Here is a 16,659-nt window from a genome sequence, read left to right on the forward strand (position 1 = left end):
AGCAAGCTGGTTCAACGAAACAGTTTTTCAGCGCTCACTGGCTGACTAAATAAATATCCCTGACCATAAATACAGCCTTTTTCGAATAAATAATCGGCTTGTTCCCGAGTTTCTATCCCTTCCGCGACGACTTTCAACGACAGCGTTTTTCCCATGGCAATAATGGCATTCACAATCGCGTTGCTGTCGCTATTACTTGGGACATCACTGACAAATGAGCGGTCAATTTTCAGTTTGTTGATTGGCAAACCTTTCAAGTAAGACAAAGACGAATAGCCAGTTCCAAAGTCATCCAGAGAAATCTCAATACCCAGTTCTCGTAATTGATTTAACGATGCAATGGCTTGTTGAGGGTCGATCAGTAAAAAGCTCTCTGTGATCTCCAAATCTAACCGTTGGGCAGGGTATCCGGTGTTATCGAGGATAGTACTTAATCGCTGAATGAAATTTGACTGCTGAAGCTGCAACGCAGAAACATTTACGGCGATTTTGCCAAACTCGATGCCTTGGTCCAGCCAAGCATTACCTTGCAAACAAGCTTGTTGTAACACCCACTCACCAATGCTTTGAATCAGCCCTGTTTTTTCTGCAATTGGAATAAAGTCTGCTGGTGGTACAAGGCCAAACTCTGGATGCTGCCAGCGTAATAAAGCTTCCACGCCGACAATCGTATTTTGTTCCAAATTGTATTGCGGTTGGAATTCTAACCGGAGTTGTTGTTTTTCTATTGCTTGATGCAAAGCGGATTGAATGCGTACATGGGATACGGATTTATCGGTCAAATCCGGTGAGTAAAACGCGTAGCCGTTGCGTCCATTTTTCTTCGCTAAGTACATCGCGGTGTCTGCGTTTTTCAGTAAGGTTTCACTGTCTTGACCGTCTCTTGGGTACAAGGCAATACCAATACTTGTCGAGACACGAAGTGAGTCGTGATTTGCCAAGTCGAATGGTTGCTGGAATACGCTTAGAATATCGCCGACGGTTTCCAATAAGGCAACATCACTATGGATGTCTGGCAAAATAATCACAAATTCATCGCCGCCAATGCGAGCCACATGCGCATTGAGGTGAAGCACATCTTGCAGACGAATCGCTAACTTAGACAGCAATTGGTCACCACAGAAGTGGCCCATGCTATCGTTGATGTGTTTGAAATGGTCGATATCTAAGAATAGGGTGGCAAACGTCTGCTGGTTTTTGTGTCCGGTTTCGATGTGTTGCTCGAGTAAGCTAAGTAAATGGGTGCGATTAGGTAGATTGGTTAATGGATCGTAAAAAGCCATGCGCTGCAGCTTTTCTTCGTGTGCCTTACGCACAGAGATATCTTCAAACACACAAATGTAGTTAATAAGGTGGTTTTTATCGTCCATTACGGCGCTAATGGTCGCTAATTGCGGATAAATGCTGCCATCTTTCTTTCTGTTGATGAATTCGCCTTTCCATTGGCCTTTGTTTTCGAGTTGATGCCACAACTGTTGATAGAAACCTTGATCATGATGGCCTGAGCGCAGAATTCGTGGGTTTTTTCCTATCACCTCTTCAGAGCGGTAACCTGTAATTTGGGTAAAAGCCGTGTTTACATCAATGATGTTGGCATTGCGGTCTGTAATGACCATGCCTTCTTGCGAATTGTTGAAAATTTGGGACGCTAAGGAGAGCTGCGTTTCTACCATTTTTCGGCGGGTGATGTTACGTGTCATCCCCAGAATGCCGATTAAGTTTCCCGCATGATCACGGACAGGAGACTTAATGGTTTCTAGCCAAGTGGGGTTATTGTTTTCATCAATTTGACGGCATTCTTCAACAATATTTTGCGTGCCAGTGGCTACCACCAATTTATCGGCATCAATGAATTTTTCCGCACGTTCATGGCTAAACAGGGCAAAATCGTCTTTGCCAATGATTTCACTGTTGGTTTTTTGCCACGCATTTTCTACGCTTCGGTTGGTCATCGAATAAAGACCATCCATGCCTTTTATCCATACGTGGTCTTCAAGGCAGTCGATAAACTCTTGTAGTGTTGGTGTTGGCTTTATTTCCGCGCTTTGATGTCGCGTTTGTTCTTGCTGACAGTGCAAGTTGATATCAAAGCTGATCCGCCCCGCCATTGCGCTTAGCCATGCCGAAACAACCGTTGATTGATCATTAGGGTGAGTCAGTGTCAGTACGGCAAGCAATTCGCCATTAGGTAGCCAAATCGGTCCAATGCTCAAGGTTTGCTCTTCAAAGGGGGTATGGCTAACTGTAAAATCTGTCGGCGTAAAGTGATCGACAACTTGCGTTATCACATCGACGAGAGCACGATGATTTTGGGTTGAGGTGGACACCTCAGTCGATAGCCACCGCTGAGTATCGCTCAGAGTATAAAGCTGTCCCTGAGCTTGAGTTACATCACAGCATTGTCGCAGAACGTGTTGCCAGTCTGCCATCAAAGGCGAAGGAATAGCGAAGCGAAACATAATAAATAACGAGTCCTAAATCGCCCAAAGGTAATTATATTAGAATCTAGCGTAAGCTATTGGGCTTTGTGAGTATCGTATCCAACGCGTAGCTAAATCCTAGCAGCGTAAAGTGCTTTCTATCATTAAAATGTTATCTATATCTCTTTTTTATCCAACTTATTGCATCGTTTTTTAGGGCTTTTGATAGGTGATTAAGAAGCGTTTACCGCTTTGGTTTTCTTGCCCCATGAGACTTGCTGAATGACTAAGCCACTGATGATCAATACCAGGCCAATCAAGGTTGAAGGATGAATTTCTTCGCCGATGATGGTAGCTAACAACATGAGTGAGATAAATGGAGAAGCAAAGATCAGATTACTGATACGCGCGGTGTTTTGCGTTGATTTGAGTGCGCTCAGCCACAAAACGAAAGTGATCCCCATTTCAAACAGTCCGACATACGTCACCGCTGCCCAGCCTTTAGCTGAGATTGCCTGCCAGCTCGCACCTTCATAAAGACTTAAACCAATGGCGAATGGAATAGCGACCAAAAAGCCGAGCAGAACGCCAACCACAGGGTCGGCCTTATTTTTGGTATTTAAAATCCAGTAACCGGCCCACAGCAGCGTTGATAGCAGCGCAAGACCAACACCCAACGGGCTCTCAAATTCCATGCCTAAAAGATTGCCTTGTGTGGCAATCACTATCACGCCGACATAACTAAAACCGCAAGCCAGCCAGTCCTTACCACGGATCTTTTGTCCTAAGAAAACAGCAGCCATTAGCGTTAAGGTGATGGCCCAGCTGTAGTTGATCGCTTGAGCCTGAGATGCGGGCAGCAAGTCATATGCTTTGAACAGAATAACGTAATACGCCAAAGGGTTAATCAACCCAAGCAGTAGGTAATACCAAGGGTTTGAGAAAAATGTAGCGCTTAGCTGGCCCAGTTTACCTTGCACACCACAGATTACTGTTAGCGCAATCGCAGAGATGATGCTGGCAATACATAGCATTTGAATCGGCGTAAATTCTGCCAACGTGAGTTTAAATGCGGTTGCAACGGTAGACCAAAGTAATACTGCTGAGAGCCCAAATCCTAGGGCGCGACGCTCGTTCATGATGCCTCTGCGTGATGATGTGCCGCTCGGTTTGGATAATTTGAGCGGAAGAAAGAATATTATAGGAAGGCCTAGTGTATGCGAGGATTTTTCATCCAACAAACTGGACATTTATCCAGTGTCTAAATACCATTGTTATAGATACAAAACACAGGCTAACTCGCTATTATGCAATGGATTCTTGAGTACCAATCTCTCATTCTCTCTTCTCTTTGTGCTGCCACGCTTAGTGGTGTCGCTGCCGGTTGGTGGGTGAAACAGCGTTTTATCACCCAAACTCAGCTTCTCGAGCAACAACTTTTTTCAGAAAAACAGCTTCATCAACAGCAACTTGAACAGGTCAAGCAAAGCCTTGCCGATGCCCAGCAAGAGTTGGATGAATTAGATGATGAGCGCGATAAAGCCGCGTTTGAAGTACGCCAAACACATGGAAAGCTGATGGCAGCAATGGAAAAACTGCGTTACTTCGAGGCTGTAAAGCAAGAGCGCCAGCAATACTTTGATGAGCTTGGTCAAATGCGTGAACACAAATCACGTCTAGAAACGCAGCTGCGTGAACAGCAAGCTCGCCATGAGCAAATTAACCAAGCTAATGCCGAAAAACTGCAAATTTTAGAACAAGCGGAAGCACGCTTGAAACAACAATTTGAGCACTTGGCCAACCAATTGTTTGAAGAAAAAACCGCGAAGGTCGATTTGCAAAACCGTCAGAGTTTAGAAGGCTTGTTGTCACCGCTTAGAGAACAGTTAGAAGGGTTCAAAAAGCACGTTAATGACAGCTTTAGCCAAGAAGCTAAAGAGCGCCATACCCTAGTGCATGAGCTGAAAAACCTGCAACGTTTGAACGAGCAAATGACGCGCGAAGCGGTTAATTTGACCCAAGCGTTGAAAGGGGACAACAAACAGCAAGGTAACTGGGGCGAAGTGGTGCTCGCTAGGGTACTTGCCGAATCTGGCTTGCGTGAAGGGCACGAATATCAGACTCAGGTGAACTTACAAAATGAAGCAGGCAAGCGTTACCAACCTGATGTCATTGTGCATCTCCCACAAAACAAACAAGTGGTTGTGGATTCTAAAATGGCGCTGGTTGCCTATGAGCGCTACTTCAACGCCGAAACTGATGCCGAGCGAGACCAGGCTTTGAGTGCGCACTTAGCTGCTCTACGTGCACATATCAAAGGGTTAAGCATGAAGGACTACCACAAACTCAAAGGTATTCAGAGTTTGGACTATGTACTGATGTTTATTCCGGTTGAGCCGGCGTTCCAAGTCGCGATTCAAGCCGATCCGAGCTTGATTAAAGACGCGATGGAGCAAAACATCATTTTGGTGAGCCCAACAACGTTGCTGGTGGCATTGCGCACCATTGATAATCTATGGCGCAATGAACGCCAAAATGAAAACGCCAAAATGATTGCGCAGCGTGCGACAAAACTCTACGACAAATTACGATTGTTTGTAGACGACATGGAGGGGCTCGGCGGTGCGCTGGATAAGGCGAATCAAAGCTATCAAGGTGCGATGAACAAGCTTGCCACAGGGCGCGGAAATGTGATTCGCCAAGCCGAAAGCTTTAAACACTTGGGAGTTGAAATTAAACGACCGATTTCTTCCGACCTCGCGCAGTTAGCGCAGAGTGATGCATTTTCAGAAAATGACCCGTTAGTAGAAAGACATCCGGCTGAGGATAAAGTAAACTAATCGCCCGCAGTGCAGTGGGCGATTTTATTTGTCAACAAACGCCCCGTAGAGGAAAGCGCTGCCTAAGAGGAATTAGAATGACGGACACAAGTTTGCAATCCAATACAGCGTTAGAGAATGAAACCACTCACTTTGGTTTCTCTACAGTGGCAAAAGACGAAAAAGTGACTAAGGTTGCCGAAGTATTCCACTCCGTGGCAACAAAATACGACATCATGAATGACCTGATGTCAGGTGGTATTCACCGCCTTTGGAAGCGCTTCACTATCGATTGTAGTGGCGCTCGCCCTGGCCAACGTATTCTTGACCTAGGTGGTGGTACGGGTGATTTGACGGCGAAATTCTCGCGCATTGTTGGCGATGAAGGCCATGTCATCCTTGCCGATATCAATAACTCAATGCTTAACGTTGGTCGCGATAAACTGCGTGACAACGGTATTGTGGGTAACGTGCATTACGTTCAAGCCAACGCAGAAGAACTGCCGTTCCCAGATGATTATTTTGATGTCATCACCATCAGTTTTTGTTTGCGTAATGTGACTGACAAAGACAAAGCGCTTCGTTCAATGTTCCGCGTACTGAAGCCAGGCGGCCGCCTATTGGTGTTGGAATTTTCAAAACCAGTGCTAGAGCCGTTATCTAAAGTATACGATGCATATTCATTCCACTTGTTGCCGAGAATCGGTGAGCTAGTTGCGAATGACTCAGAGAGTTACCGCTACCTAGCGGAGTCAATCCGTATGCATCCAGACCAAGAAACGCTGGAAGGCATGATGCAAGACGCAGGTTTTGAAAACACCAAATACTACAACTTAACTGGTGGTATTGTGGCTTTGCATCGCGGTTATAAATTCTAAGGGTTAACGGCATGCCATTTGAACCACTTATCACCGCTGTGATTGAAACGTCACTGAATACACTGATCAAAGACGACCCTGCATTGGGCCGTCGTTTAGCGCGTCTAAAAGGTCAAGTTATTCAAGTTCACCTGAAAGAGATCAATAAAACACTGACATTCGTTTTTAGTCAGCAAATTGATGTGCTCGGTCATTACGAAGGGCAGCCTAACTGCTATCTATCGCTCAACTTGAGTGTATTACCAGAGCTGCGTGATCAGGCCAACATCACTCGTCTTATTAAACAAGATAAACTTGAACTTGAAGGCGATATTCAATTGGCGCAGAAATTCTCTCAGTTGATGGTGGATTGCAAACCAGATGTTGAAGAGTGGTTGTCTCGCGTGACTGGCGATGTCGCCGCACATACCTTTGTGCAAGGTTCAAAAAACATCGGCAACTTTCTTGCGTCTCAAGCAGAAAAACACCAACGTCATCTTGCGCAAGTAGTGACTGAAGAATGGAGACTGGCTCCCGCTCCGTTAGAAGTGGCCTATTTCTGCGACCAAGTTGATGAGGTTCGCAGCCAGGCTTCTCGCATTGAAGCTCGTTTAACGGCTTTGCTGAATAAGCTGGATGCAGATAAGCCTGCATTGGAGAAACCATGACGCCAGCAGAACTAAAGCGCTTATACCACATCGCCAAAGTACAACTGGAATACGGCTTAGATGAGCTGCTTCCCGATCACCAACTGACCAAAGCGCCGCTTTTACTGCGCAAAAGCTTGTTTTGGATTAAGAACAAGCACCCAGAAAAACCACTCGGTGAACGTCTGCGTTTAGCACTGCAAGAGCTGGGGCCGGTTTGGATTAAGTTCGGTCAGATGATGTCGACGCGCCGTGACTTATTTCCTCCGCATATCGCTGATCCCCTAGCTTTACTTCAAGACCAAGTCGCGCCTTTTGATGGCGAGTTGGCAAAAAAGCAGATGGAGCAAGCATTAGGTGGTCCGTTAGAAAAATGGTTTACCGAGTTTGATATCAAACCACTGGCGTCTGCGTCGATTGCTCAGGTACATACTGCGCGCATAAAAGACACTAACCAAGAAGTGGTATTAAAGGTTATCCGCCCAGATATTCGCCCAGTCATTGATTCAGATCTAAAACTGATGCACCGAATGGCGCGTATAGTCGCCGGAGCGATGCCTGAAGCACGTCGTTTAAAACCAGTTGAAGTCGTGCGTGAGTACGAGAAAACCCTGCTTGATGAACTCGACTTGCGACGTGAGGCGGCGAATGCCATTCAGTTGCGCCGCAACTTTGAGGGCAGCGAAGAATTGTATGTTCCTGAAGTTTTTCCCGACTTCAGTAATGAAACTGTCATGGTTTCTGAGCGAATATATGGCATTCAAGTCTCTGATATTGAAGGCTTGAAAGCAAATGGCACCAATATGAAATTGCTCGCGGAACGCGGTGTGAGTGTGTTCTTCACTCAGGTGTTCCGAGACAGCTTTTTCCATGCCGATATGCATCCGGGTAATGTGTTCGTCAAACCCGAACATCCAGAGAACCCAATGTGGATAGGGCTAGATTGCGGAATCGTTGGTACACTTAATAGCGAAGACAAGCGTTATCTGGCGGAAAACTTCCTGGCGTTTTTCAATCGTGACTACCGCCGAGTGGCGGAGTTACATGTGGATTCAGGGTGGGTGCCTGCGGATACCAATGTCGATGAATTTGAGTTCGCGATTCGCATTGTGTGTGAGCCTATTTTTGCTAAGCCATTGTGCGAAATCTCCTTTGGTCATGTGTTGTTGAATTTGTTCAACACGGCACGTCGATTCAATATGGAGGTTCAGCCACAACTTGTACTGTTGCAAAAAACGCTGTTGTACGTGGAAGGGCTTGGTAGGCAGCTATATCCTCAACTTGATTTGTGGGAGACCGCAAAACCATTCCTGGAAGAATGGATGATGAATCAAGTTGGGCCGCAAGCTCTAGTGAATGCGATTAAAGACCGCGCACCATTTTGGGCAGAGAAATTACCTGAACTGCCAGAGCTACTTTACGATAGCCTGAAACAAGGTAAAGCGATGAATCAACGTATGGATCAGCTTTATCAAGGGTATCGCCAGAGCAAGCGCCAGCAGGCGACAGGAAAGTTTTTGTTTGGCGTTGGCGCGACTTTAGTCGTATGCTCGGCAATATTGGTGAACGATGCTTTTGAGCAGCTTTCGTTGGCCTGCGGTATCGCAGGTGTCACATTTTGGCTGCTTAGTTGGCGAGCTTATCGTCAATAGACGTTAAACTCTTGAAATATTTTTGTTTGTTTAAAGACCCGAGGTAAAGAGAATGGGTGGTATCAGTGTTTGGCAACTTCTAATCATTGCTGTAATTGTTGTATTGCTATTCGGAACAAAGAAACTACGCGGTATCGGTGGCGATCTGGGTGGTGCCGTTAAGGGCTTCAAAAAAGCGATGAGCGAAGATGAACCTGCGAAAAATGACAAAGACGCAGACTTCGAACCAAAAAGTCTAGAAGAGCAGCAGAAAAAAGAAGCTGCTCCTGAAACGAAAAAAGACAAAGAGCAGGCGTAAAACGTGTTTGATATCGGTTTTTGGGAACTGGTATTAATATCTGTTGTTGGTCTGGTCGTTCTTGGGCCGGAGCGTTTGCCTCATGCTATTCGCAGCGTGTCTCGCTTTATCGGTGCCGCTAAGAGTATGGCAAATAGCGTCAAAGACGAATTGTCACACGAGCTGAAAGTCCAAGAGCTGCAAGAAAACTTGCGCAAAGCAGAACAAATGGGGATGGATGATTTGTCCCCTGAGTTGAAATCTTCAGTTGAAGAGTTGAAGAAGGCAGCGCAATCTGTAAATCGTCCTTACGCAAAGAACACCGATTCAGAGGCTGAGCCTGTAAAAACAGAGCCAGCAGCAGAAAAGGTAGAGAAAGCGCAAGAGAGCAAGGTTACAGCGGCAGATAAGAAAGCCGAATAGTCTCATTAGGAGGAGCTACTAGTGATTGGTAGCTCCTTTTTGATCTGGTTTTTAATAAGAGGTTTGCCATGTCTACCGTCGAGCAGACACAACCTTTAATTAGTCATTTGTTGGAGCTTCGCAACCGACTACTGCGCTCAATCCTCGCAGTGTTGGTCGTGTTTGTCGGACTAATTTATTTCTCTAACCACATTTACGAGTTTGTTTCCGCACCTTTAGTAGAACGTCTACCTGAAGGCGCGACCATGATTGCTACGGATGTAGCGTCACCTTTTTTTACGCCACTTAAGCTGACGTTAATTGCTTCGGTATTTATTGCGGTGCCGTTTATCTTGTATCAAGTGTGGGCATTTGTAGCGCCAGGTTTGTACAAGCATGAACGTCGATTGATCATGCCACTGCTGTTCTCTAGTTCGCTATTGTTCTACTGTGGAGTGGCATTTGCCTACTTCGTGGTATTTCCATTGGTGTTTGGCTTCTTTACCGCCATTTCTCTTGGTGGAGTAGAGTTTGCAACTGATATCTCGAGTTATCTCGACTTTGTGCTGGCGCTATTTATGGCGTTTGGTATCGCATTCGAGGTGCCTGTTGCGATTATTTTGTTGTGTTGGACTGGGGCCACTACACCAGAAGATTTAAGACAGAAACGTCCTTATATTATAGTGGCTGCGTTTGTCGTAGGTATGGTGTTAACGCCACCAGACATGATCTCGCAAACCTTACTCGCTATTCCGATGTGTTTACTGTTTGAAGTCGGTTTGTTCTTCGCGCGTTTTTATACTCGTCGAAGCGAAGAAGTAGAAGCGGAAACCGAAGAATAAGGCTAATCTAGATGTGAAAAGCGGCTCAATTGAGCCGCTTTTTTTTTGCGGTTGGTTTTTTCTTGGGCTAATTACTTAACTTTCATGACGTAACCACATTTTGTGCATACGTATACTTCCTTGATGCCCAGCAGCTTTTGAAAAAAACTGCGCGGTACGCGTTGTAAGTAAGCACCATGTGTACACACTTCAACTTCCATATTCATGCTGTTTTACATTTGTGCTAATTAATGGGCGTAAATCAGTATAGAAAAATAATGTGTCGAGTTGTCGACAGTTTTGCAAAGCGGACGAAGTAAAGTGACGATATGAGAAGTAAGTAGAGTTGCTAGTTAATTATTATGTTTATCAATAATTTTGTATGGATTGTTCTACTATTTCAACAGGTTGAATCGTTCATTCAATAGTTTAGGTGATAAAAAAGCGACGTTGATTTCGTCGCTTTTTTCAATTCTCGTGAATTAAATATTAAACAGCTTTTTGGCATTCTCAGTCGTTATGGCATCGATGGTTGCGATGTCGACATCACGCAAGTCGGCAACACGTTGTGCAACGAGAGAAGTGTAGGCTGGTTCATTACGTTTACCACGGTGTGGCACCGGCGCTAAATATGGACAGTCGGTTTCTAAAATGACCCACTGCATATCCAAATGTGGAATGACTTTATCCATCCCGCCATTCTTAAAGGTCGATACGCCACCCAAGCCTAAGTGGAAGCCTAGCTCATTGATTGCTTGCGCTTCTTCTAAGCTGCCTCCAAAACAGTGGAATACACCACGCAGACGACCATCTTGCTCTTGTCTTAGCAAAGTGAGTGTTTCTTCAATCGAATCACGAGTGTGGATAACGACTGGTAAGTCCATCTCTTTTGCCCAGTTTAGCTGAGTCACGAATGCCATCTCTTGCTCGGCGCGATAGGTTTTGTCCCAATACAGGTCGATACCAATTTCGCCCACCGCAATAAACTTGTGTTTCTCAAACCAGCCGCGGATGATCTCCAACGTTTGCTCAACGTTGTTATCCACATAGCAAGGGTGGAGTCCCATCATTGAGTGGCACACGTCAGGATATGCCGCTTCGGTTTGTAGCATGGGCTCAATAGAGTCCAGATCGATGTTTGGCAACAGGATTTTATTAATGCCTTGCGTTAAGGCGCGTTGTACTACTTCATCGCGGTCGTTATCAAATTCGCTGGCATAGATGTGCGCGTGGGTATCGATCATCGTTACTCTCTGTGCTTCATGGTTGGTTTCGTATTCGAAGTATACTTGAGTGTGAGTGCTGGGTCATTTTCAGTTTTTTTCATTACCTTTTTCCAGATTGTCACTCGCAACATGCATCAAGAGTGATATGATTTTGTTCACCAGATGATTTGATCATCATAACCGTCCAGACAAGGAGAAAATGGTGTCTGTATCAATTCAAGGTCCATTCCCTGCACGCCGTATGCGTCGTTTACGTAAGCACGATTTTAGTCGTCGTTTGATGGCTGAGAACCAACTTTCTGTTAATGATCTGATTTACCCAATGTTCATTCTTATGGGTAAAGATCGTCGTGAGAGCGTGGAGTCCATGCCGGGTGTAGAGCGTTTGTCGATTGATTTAATGCTAGAAGAAGCACAATACCTTGCAAATCTAGGCGTTCCAGCAATCGCGCTTTTCCCTGTCGTAAACCAAGACGCTAAAAGCTTATGTGCTACTGAAGCCTACAACCCAGAAGGTTTGGTTCAGCGAGCAGTACGAGCGCTTAAAGAACACATTCCTCAAATTGGTGTAATCACAGACGTGGCACTCGACCCATTCACGACACATGGCCAAGACGGCATCATCGATGAAGATGGCTACGTAATGAATGATGAAACCACAGAAGTATTGGTTAAGCAGGCTTTGTCTCATGCAGAAGCGGGTGCTGACGTAGTCGCGCCTTCAGACATGATGGATGGCCGAATTGGTAAGATCCGCGAAGCATTAGAAAACGCGGGCTACATTCATACTCAAATCATGGCTTACTCGGCTAAGTACGCATCGAACTACTACGGACCATTCCGTGATGCGGTTGGCTCTTCTTCAAATCTAAAAGGCGGCAACAAGAAAAACTACCAAATGGACCCAGCAAACATTGATGAAGCGATTCACGAAGTGGCGCTAGACATCAATGAAGGTGCGGACATGGTGATGGTTAAACCTGGTATGCCATACTTAGATGTAGTTCGCCGAGTAAAAACTGAACTTCAAGTACCGACATTTGCTTATCAAGTCTCTGGCGAGTACGCGATGCATAAAGCGGCGATCATGAATGGCTGGCTCAAAGAGCGTGAAATTGTGATGGAATCACTATTGTGCTTCAAACGTGCAGGTGCAGATGGCATCTTAACGTACTTTGCGAAAGACGTTGCTGAGTGGTTGGCAGAAGAGAATGCACAAACTGCTCAACACCTAAATCGTACTCCGGAAGCGACAGAAGAGTAATTATCGCTCAGTGAGAAATACCAGACCAACAAGAGTTGTTCGTCTGTATATACCCAAGTAACCTCAGGCGGATTACAACAGTAACAATCCAAGGTGCTTGGGTATTTTTATTTTGGAGAAGAGAACAATGACAATGCTGATTCGTGAAGGCACATTGGAAGAAGCACTTCAAGTTGTGGCGCGTGTTACCGAGTTTTCGAAAGGAGAAACGGTAGACTCCATGACTCAACGTTTAGAAGAGAAAAACAGTTTAATCCTCGTTGCAGAAAAAAATGGCACGATTGTCGGCTTCAAAATAGGTTACGAATTAGAGGATGGTGTTTTCTATAGCTGGTTAGGTGGTGTTGTCCCTGAAGCTCGAAATGAAGGCGTGGCACAACTGCTTTTGGAAGCTCAAGAGGATTGGGTGGCAGAACAAGGCTACAACACATTAAAAGTGAAATCTCGAAACCAGTTTCCGGCTATGCTTCGCTTGTTATTGAGAAATGGCTATATAATTGAAAAGTTTGAAGAAAAAGTGAATCTTCGAGAATCTCGAGTACATTTCATTAAAGCAATGTGAAAATAAATGAGATTTTTTCTCATTTAACTGTTGACTACGAAATGAGAATCATTATTATTAAACCTGTCTTAGGGAATGAGGAAAGTTCACAAGGACGTTGAGTGACTTATTAACAGAAGTTAATTAACTGAAAGTTGAGAAGTGATGAAACATTTTTCCGAGAACTTGCACGAATTCTTTTTGACACGACATTGCTCACATTGCTTCCAGTGTAATTTATAGCTTCTTGGTTAAGCTGCTCTATTTACAGAATTTGCTTTACCACTTCTGCTAGGCGACCCCATTCGGGTCGCTTTTTTCTTTTCTACGATTTCTATTTGACGTCACTATTAATATCTTTTCCACATGCGATGATCATTTTAGGATCGTTGATCTTCTCGCCGTCATGCGAATTTATTGTTATAAATCAATGGTTTGAGTTGGTGTTTTCTTGTGTTTTTTGTTATTGGATAACCAGTGGATAATTTCTATAAACAGAGTTATCCACAGGAGGTGGTGTTTTCGTGAATAAAGTCGGAAAAATTTACGCGACCTAGATCGAGCGAACAAGATAGATTCAGATCAGCAGTCATGGCATCCTAGGCAGATCTCTCAAGTACTGAATTGGATACAGACAATTATGGCAAGTATTCCTGAAAATCCGTTGATCCTTATCGACGGCTCTTCTTACCTATATCGCGCTTTTCACGCCTACCCGGGCACCATGAGCAATGGTGAAATTCCAACTAATGCCGTTTACGGCGTCGTGAACATGTTACGCAGCATGATGCGTCAGTTTGCGTCTGAGCGCATCGCGGTGGTTTTCGATGCAAAGGGAAAAACCTTTCGTGATGATATGTATGCAGAATACAAAGCGAATCGTCCGCCAATGCCGGATGACCTGCGTTGTCAAATTGAACCATTACACAATGTTATTCGTGCAATGGGTTTGCCGCTGATCTGTGTTCCTGGCGTCGAGGCGGATGACGTTATCGGTACGTTAGCATACCAAGCATCACAAAAGGGCATGCCTGTATTGATCAGTACTGGTGATAAAGACATGGCGCAGCTAGTGGATGATAACATTACTTTGATCAACACCATGACAAACGTCGTAATGGATCGTGAAGGTGTGGTTGAAAAGTTTGGCATTCCACCTGAGTTGATCATCGACTACTTAGCACTGATGGGCGATAAAGTAGATAACATTCCTGGTGTACCGGGTGTCGGTGATAAAACGGCGACCGCACTACTGCAAGGTATTGGTGGTCTGACGAAGTTGTATGAAAACCTCGATGATATTGCAGGGCTTGGTTTCCGTGGTTCTAAAACCATGGCGAAAAAGCTCATCGACAACAAAGAAAATGCCATGCTTTCGTATGAGCTCGCGACCATCAAATTGGATGTTGAGCTTGAGGAAACGCCAGAATCATTGCTGAAAGCGGAACCAAATAAAGACGAATTAGTGAAGCTGTATGGCCAACTGACGTTTAAATCTTGGTTGAATGAACTACTTGAAGGCGGTTCTGGATCAGTGGAGGCCGTAGAGCTTGCAGGATCTTCACAAGCTTCTTCTTCTCAAGCCGAGATGGAAACTTCTGCGGTAACAATCGATCGCAGCCAATATGAAACAATTCTGGATAAAGAAACCTTCAATGCTTGGCTAGATAAACTTCAAACGGCTGAGCTGTTTGCATTTGATACGGAGACCGATAACCTAGATTACATGCTAGCGAATCTAGTTGGTTTGTCATTCGCTGTCGATGAAGGTATTGCGGCTTATGTGCCAGTTGCACATGACTATTTAGATGCGCCTGAACAGCTTGATCGTGATTGGGTACTAGAACAGCTGAAGCCAATTCTTGAAGATGCAACGAAAGCAAAAGTCGGCCAAAACTTAAAGTATGATGCGTCTGTACTCGCTCGTTACGACATTGAGCTAAAAGGTATCAAGCACGACACGATGTTGGAATCGTATATCTACAACAGTGTCGGCGGTAAACACGATATGGACAGCTTGGCGCTTCGCTTCCTACAGCACAGCTGCATTTCTTTTGAGCAAATTGCAGGTAAAGGCAAAAATCAGCTTACGTTTAACCAAATCGAACTGGAACAAGCATCGCCATACGCGGCAGAAGATGCGGATGTGACCCTTCGTCTGCACAATCGCTTGTTTGCTAATATCGAGCAGGATGAAAGCCTGAAGACAGTTTACGAAGAGATTGAAATGCCGTTGGTGCCAGTTCTTTCGCGCATTGAACGCACTGGGGTCTTTATCGATGAAATGAAGCTGAGTGCGCAGTCGGTCGAGATTACCGCTCGCCTTGATGAGCTTGAAAAGAAAGCGTACGAAATTGCAGAGCAAGAGTTTAACATGAACTCGCCAAAGCAATTACAAGCCATCCTATTTGAAAAAATGGGTTTACCGGTTGTGAAGAAAACGCCATCAGGCACACCATCGACGAATGAAGAAGTTCTGCAAGAACTCGCACTAGACTACCCACTACCAAAACTGATTTTGGAATACCGTGGTCTGGCGAAGCTAAAATCAACTTACACCGACAAACTGCCGAAGATGATCAACCCATCAACGGGTCGCGTGCATACTTCTTACCACCAAGCAGTGACCGCAACGGGTCGTCTATCTTCTACTGATCCGAACTTACAGAACATTCCAATTCGTAACGAAGCTGGCCGTCGTATTCGTCAAGCGTTTGTCGCGCCATCAGGGCATAAAATCTTAGCGGTCGACTACTCGCAAATCGAACTTCGCATCATGGCGCACCTTTCTGGTGACCAAGCGTTATTGGATGCATTCCGTGATGGCAAAGATATCCACGCGGCAACCGCAGCAGAAATCATGGGTGTTTCTATTGAGGACGTTTCAAGTGAGCAACGTCGTCGTGCGAAAGCGGTTAATTTCGGTCTTATTTACGGCATGAGTGCGTTTGGTTTGGCGAAGCAATTAGGCATTCCTCGTGGTGAGGCTCAAGCGTACATGGATACATACTTTGAACGTTACCCAGGCGTGATGCAGTACATGGAAGACACACGCAGCACGGCAGCAGATAAAGGGTATGTTGAAACGATTTTTGGTCGACGTTTGCATTTACCAGAAATCAAATCACGCAACGGGATGCGTCGTAAAGCTGCTGAACGTGCGGCAATCAACGCACCAATGCAAGGTACGGCTGCGGACATCATTAAGAAAGCGATGCTGTTGGTTGATCAGTGGATTCAGGAAGAAGGCAATGGTCGTGTGAAGTTATTAATGCAAGTACACGATGAATTGGTCTTTGAAGTTGAAGAGTCATCATTGTCCGAAATTGAAAGTAAAGTACAGAAATTGATGGAATCTGCAGCAGAGCTAAAAGTACCGTTGGTTGCAGAAGCAGGTCACGGTGATAACTGGGATCAAGCTCATTAGTCACTTTTAGACCAAAATAACCAATTAATTATGAGCCAGCGCACAAACGCTGGCTTTTTTTTGAGATTAAAAAAGCTAGAGCAAAGTTAACTTTGATGTTGCTTAATAAAAAATTCATGAAAAAAAACTACAAAAATTCTTTGCAATTCTGACCAATTGTTGTACATTAATACTCGTAGGGTACAGAGGTAAGATGTTCTATCTTTCAGACCTTTTGTTTCACGTTATTGGATTAGGCTGATTCAGCCGCCCCAGTCAGTTTTTGACTGGGGCGTTTTTTATTGGGCAAAAGAAAATTATTCTTTT

Annotated in this window: 13 protein-coding genes; 10 read left to right on the plus strand and 3 right to left on the minus strand. The window is 44.9% G+C overall.

All coding sequences use genetic code 11. The features are described 5' to 3' along the window. Positions 1-11 precede the first annotated feature (11 nt). Positions 12-2,459 carry an EAL domain-containing protein gene (locus tag R7F64_RS06690; protein WP_318071556.1) on the minus strand — a complete coding sequence of 816 codons (2,448 nt, stop codon included), beginning with the start codon at positions 2,457-2,459 and terminating at the stop codon, positions 12-14. 194 nt (positions 2,460-2,653) lie between these two features. Beyond that, positions 2,654-3,559 carry a DMT family transporter gene (locus R7F64_RS06695; RefSeq protein ID WP_230238747.1) on the minus strand — a complete coding sequence of 302 codons (906 nt, stop codon included), beginning with the start codon at positions 3,557-3,559 and terminating at the stop codon, positions 2,654-2,656. A gap of 168 nt (positions 3,560-3,727) precedes the next feature. Between R7F64_RS06695 and rmuC the strand changes: the two genes are divergently transcribed. From rmuC to tatC, 7 genes are all read left to right on the plus strand, one after another. Further along, the gene (gene rmuC / locus R7F64_RS06700; protein WP_213972339.1) at positions 3,728-5,260 is read left to right on the plus strand and encodes a DNA recombination protein RmuC; all 1,533 of its coding nucleotides are present in this window, start codon (positions 3,728-3,730) and stop codon (positions 5,258-5,260) included. A gap of 77 nt (positions 5,261-5,337) precedes the next feature. Beyond that, positions 5,338-6,117 (plus strand): bifunctional demethylmenaquinone methyltransferase/2-methoxy-6-polyprenyl-1,4-benzoquinol methylase UbiE, encoded by a 780-nt coding sequence (gene ubiE / locus R7F64_RS06705; protein WP_005379210.1) that lies wholly within the window; start codon positions 5,338-5,340, stop codon positions 6,115-6,117. A gap of 11 nt (positions 6,118-6,128) precedes the next feature. Then, positions 6,129-6,764 (plus strand): SCP2 domain-containing protein, encoded by a 636-nt coding sequence (locus tag R7F64_RS06710; RefSeq protein ID WP_158159535.1) that lies wholly within the window; start codon positions 6,129-6,131, stop codon positions 6,762-6,764. Beyond that, the gene (gene ubiB / locus R7F64_RS06715) at positions 6,761-8,395 is read left to right on the plus strand and encodes a ubiquinone biosynthesis regulatory protein kinase UbiB (protein WP_005379226.1); all 1,635 of its coding nucleotides are present in this window, start codon (positions 6,761-6,763) and stop codon (positions 8,393-8,395) included. Before R7F64_RS06710 ends, ubiB begins: the two co-directional genes overlap by 4 nt. 52 nt (positions 8,396-8,447) lie before the next feature. Then, on the plus strand, positions 8,448-8,693 hold the full coding sequence (gene tatA, locus R7F64_RS06720; protein ID WP_005382958.1) for a Sec-independent protein translocase subunit TatA: 246 nt from the start codon (positions 8,448-8,450) through the stop codon (positions 8,691-8,693). Positions 8,694-8,696: 3 nt separating this feature from the next. Then, positions 8,697-9,095: a Sec-independent protein translocase protein TatB gene (gene tatB / locus R7F64_RS06725; RefSeq protein ID WP_033905892.1), complete on the plus strand. Its 399-nt coding sequence runs from the start codon at positions 8,697-8,699 to the stop codon at positions 9,093-9,095. 68 nt (positions 9,096-9,163) lie between these two features. Next, positions 9,164-9,916: a twin-arginine translocase subunit TatC gene (gene tatC / locus R7F64_RS06730; RefSeq protein WP_005379234.1), complete on the plus strand. Its 753-nt coding sequence runs from the start codon at positions 9,164-9,166 to the stop codon at positions 9,914-9,916. Positions 9,917-10,377: 461 nt separating this feature from the next. Here tatC and R7F64_RS06735 read toward each other — a convergent pair whose 3' ends face one another. Further along, the gene (locus tag R7F64_RS06735) at positions 10,378-11,139 is read right to left on the minus strand and encodes a TatD family hydrolase (RefSeq protein WP_213903687.1); all 762 of its coding nucleotides are present in this window, start codon (positions 11,137-11,139) and stop codon (positions 10,378-10,380) included. A gap of 184 nt (positions 11,140-11,323) precedes the next feature. On the opposite strand from R7F64_RS06735, the gene hemB reads away from it, so the two are divergent. The 3 genes from hemB (at position 11,324) to polA (ending at position 16,353) form a co-directional block, all read left to right on the plus strand. Then, complete coding sequence (gene hemB / locus R7F64_RS06740; RefSeq protein WP_031777176.1) at positions 11,324-12,385, plus strand: porphobilinogen synthase; 1,062 nt, start codon at positions 11,324-11,326, stop codon at positions 12,383-12,385. Positions 12,386-12,512: 127 nt separating this feature from the next. Continuing rightward, positions 12,513-12,947: a GNAT family N-acetyltransferase gene (locus tag R7F64_RS06745; protein ID WP_005379245.1), complete on the plus strand. Its 435-nt coding sequence runs from the start codon at positions 12,513-12,515 to the stop codon at positions 12,945-12,947. A gap of 619 nt (positions 12,948-13,566) precedes the next feature. Continuing rightward, a complete protein-coding gene (gene polA, locus R7F64_RS06750) occupies positions 13,567-16,353 on the plus strand; it encodes a DNA polymerase I (RefSeq protein WP_053307273.1) in 2,787 nt (928 codons plus the stop codon). Positions 16,354-16,659 lie beyond the last annotated feature (306 nt).

The organism is Vibrio sp. Vb1980 (assembly GCF_033338615.1).
Lineage (GTDB): Bacteria > Pseudomonadota > Gammaproteobacteria > Enterobacterales > Vibrionaceae > Vibrio > Vibrio alginolyticus.

Coding starts and splice junctions, on each gene's coding strand:
- polA (WP_053307273.1), top strand. CDS start 13,567: ATGGCAAGTATTCCTGAAAATCCGTTGATCCTTATCGACGGCTCTTCT.
- tatC (WP_005379234.1), top strand. CDS start 9,164: ATGTCTACCGTCGAGCAGACACAACCTTTAATTAGTCATTTGTTGGAG.
- ubiB (WP_005379226.1), top strand. CDS start 6,761: ATGACGCCAGCAGAACTAAAGCGCTTATACCACATCGCCAAAGTACAA.
- R7F64_RS06745 (WP_005379245.1), top strand. CDS start 12,513: ATGACAATGCTGATTCGTGAAGGCACATTGGAAGAAGCACTTCAAGTT.
- R7F64_RS06690 (WP_318071556.1), bottom strand. CDS start 2,459: ATGTTTCGCTTCGCTATTCCTTCGCCTTTGATGGCAGACTGGCAACAC.
- R7F64_RS06735 (WP_213903687.1), bottom strand. CDS start 11,139: ATGATCGATACCCACGCGCACATCTATGCCAGCGAATTTGATAACGAC.
- rmuC (WP_213972339.1), top strand. CDS start 3,728: ATGCAATGGATTCTTGAGTACCAATCTCTCATTCTCTCTTCTCTTTGT.
- R7F64_RS06695 (WP_230238747.1), bottom strand. CDS start 3,559: ATGAACGAGCGTCGCGCCCTAGGATTTGGGCTCTCAGCAGTATTACTT.
- R7F64_RS06710 (WP_158159535.1), top strand. CDS start 6,129: ATGCCATTTGAACCACTTATCACCGCTGTGATTGAAACGTCACTGAAT.
- tatA (WP_005382958.1), top strand. CDS start 8,448: ATGGGTGGTATCAGTGTTTGGCAACTTCTAATCATTGCTGTAATTGTT.
- ubiE (WP_005379210.1), top strand. CDS start 5,338: ATGACGGACACAAGTTTGCAATCCAATACAGCGTTAGAGAATGAAACC.